This window comes from uncultured Limnohabitans sp. (assembly GCF_937889215.1).
Taxonomy (GTDB): Bacteria; Pseudomonadota; Gammaproteobacteria; order Burkholderiales; family Burkholderiaceae_C; genus Limnohabitans_A.
Genome location: NZ_CALBEX010000361.1, coordinates 1 through 2298, shown reverse-complemented (window position 1 = coordinate 2298; position 2298 = coordinate 1). Strand labels below are relative to the sequence as shown.

The window sequence follows — 2298 nt, the reverse complement described above, 5'->3', positions numbered from 1 at the left end:
GTGGTGCTGTCTGCGGCGTTTCGGGTAAACACCAATGGGGAGGTGCGGGCTATTTTTGTATTCTGTATACAGACATGAACAGCCCTCTCATTCAATTGACCCCAGCCCCCGATTTGGTGGAGCAGGTGTATGCCCGTTTGCTGGACGCCATCAGCGAAGGCACGCTGATGGCGGGTGAGCGCCTGACGCAAGAGGACTTGGCGCAACGCTTGTCGGTCTCGCGCCAACCGGTCTTGCAGGCGCTGCGCTTGCTCAAAAAAGACGGCTGGGTGGAAGACGCACCTGGAAGGGGTGTGCGGGTCACACAACTCGACGTCGGCTGGATTGCCCAGGTCTACCAAGTGCGCGGCAGTTTGGACGCCTTGGCTGTTCGTCTGGCGGCGCAGCGGGGGGCTCGACTGGATCCGGCCATCCTGGCGCAAGGCCGAGCGGCTGAACGAGGCCGCCATGTCCAAGCCATGATCCAGGCCGATTTGGCCTTTCACCGCGCCATTTATGACGCATCTGGCAACCCCCTGATCGCCCAAAGCGTGGACTTGCATTGGCACCACCTCAAACGTGTCATGGGCGCCGTGCTGCAGTCCTCACAGCAGCGCCAAACGGTGTGGGATGAACATGAAGCCATCGCGCAGGCCATTGCCTCTGGACATGCCGACTTGGCAGAGCTTCTGGTGCAAGAACACGCCCACGAAGCCAGCGTGCAACTCACGGCCCGACTGTCCGAACAAATTCAACACCTCAAAACAGGAGCACAAGCATGAAACTGACCCCCGAACAACTCGAGCAATTTGACCGCGACGGTTATTTGTTTTTCCCCGGACTGTTCACGCCCGAAGAAACCAAAAATCTGACCGATGCTGTGCCCGAGTTGTACAGCCGCCGCGAGGCCTACAACGTCCGTGAAAAAGGCAAAGAGGCGGTGCGCACCAACTTTGCGGCGCACATGTACAGCGAGCCCTTTGCCAAGCTGGCACGCCACCCCCGCATGATTGAGCCCGTGCAAGAGCTCTTCGGCGAAGAGCTCTACATGCACCAGTTCAAGATCAACGGCAAGATGGCTTTTGAAGGCGACGTGTGGCAGTGGCACCAGGACTACGGCACTTGGCTGAACGACGACCTGATGCCCACCGAGCGGGCCATGAACGTGGCGATTTTTCTGGACGATGTGAACCCTTTCAACGGCCCGCTGATGTTCATCCCCGGCAGCCATAAAAAAGGCGTGGTCGAGGCCAAACACGATTTGTCGACCACCAGCTACCCGCTATGGACGGTGGACAACGACCTGATCAGCCAATTGGTCGAGAGGGCCGGAGGCAAAGAAGGCGGCATCGTCAGCCCCACGGGCCCAGCCGGCTCGATGATCTTGTTCCACAGCTGCCTGGTGCACGCTTCGGCCAGCAACCTCTCGCCCTGGAACCGGGTGAGCGTTTACCTGAGCTTGTGCGCCGTGTCCAACCACATCCGCCGCCACAAGCGCCCCGAATACATCGCGCACCGCGATTTCACGCCCATCAGCTGCTTGCCCGACGACTGCCTGGTGAACAGCTACCCGGTGGATTTGCCTTGGAAAAACGGCATGCCCGAAAGCGCCTTGCAAACCTCCCTCGAAACACTGAAAGAAGCCGCATGAACTTGCACGCCAAACTCCTGCAACGTGCGGCAGAAAACCGCCCCATCCGCATCGGCCTGATCGGCGCGGGCAAATTCGGCTCCATGTATTTGGCGCAAATTCCGCGCACCCCCGGCGTGCATTTGGTGGGCATTGCCGACCTGTCGCCTGATGGTGCCCGCGCCAACTTGGCCCGCGTGGGCTGGGAAGCTGAGCGCCTGACCGCCAAGAGCTTGGACGATGCCGTCAAACTCGGCACCACCCATGTGGGCGACGACTGGCAAAGTCTGGTGCGCCACCCGTCGGTGGACGTGATCGTCGAGTGCACCGGCTCACCCCTGCACGCGGTGGACCACATTCTGGAAGCCTTCGCGAACCGCAAGCATGTGGTCAACGTGACGGTGGAAGCCGACGCCTTTTGTGGCCCCTTGCTCGCCACCCGTGCGCAATTGGCGGGCGTGGTCTATTCATTGGCCTTTGGCGATCAGCCCGCCCTCATTTGCGATTTGGTGGACTGGGCACGCACCTGCGGCTTTCCGGTCGTGGCCGCAGGCCGGGGCCACAAATGGCTGCCGCACTTCAGCGAATCAACGCCCGAAACCGTTTGGGGCTATTACGGCCTCACGCCCGAGCAAGCCGAGCGTGGGGGCCTCAACCCCAAAATGTTCAACAGCTTTTTGGACGGCTCC

3 protein-coding genes are annotated in these 2298 nt (G+C 60.7%); all 3 read left to right on the top strand.

Annotation, left to right across the window (positions count from 1 at the left end):
* Positions 1-74: 74 nt before the first annotated feature.
* Positions 75-761, top strand: a complete 687-nt coding sequence (locus Q0341_RS09275) for a GntR family transcriptional regulator (protein WP_299512430.1) — start codon at positions 75-77, stop codon at positions 759-761.
* Entirely contained in the window at positions 758-1630 is an 873-nt protein-coding gene (locus tag Q0341_RS09270) for a phytanoyl-CoA dioxygenase family protein (RefSeq protein WP_299512427.1), read from the top strand. The genes Q0341_RS09275 and Q0341_RS09270 overlap by 4 nt, the downstream gene beginning before the upstream one ends.
* A partial coding sequence (locus tag Q0341_RS09265; protein ID WP_299512425.1) for a Gfo/Idh/MocA family oxidoreductase occupies positions 1627-2298 on the top strand: 672 nt, incomplete at its 3' end. The genes Q0341_RS09270 and Q0341_RS09265, both read left to right, overlap by 4 nt.

Coding starts and splice junctions, on each gene's coding strand:
- Q0341_RS09275 (WP_299512430.1), top strand. CDS start 75: ATGAACAGCCCTCTCATTCAATTGACCCCAGCCCCCGATTTGGTGGAG.
- Q0341_RS09270 (WP_299512427.1), top strand. CDS start 758: ATGAAACTGACCCCCGAACAACTCGAGCAATTTGACCGCGACGGTTAT.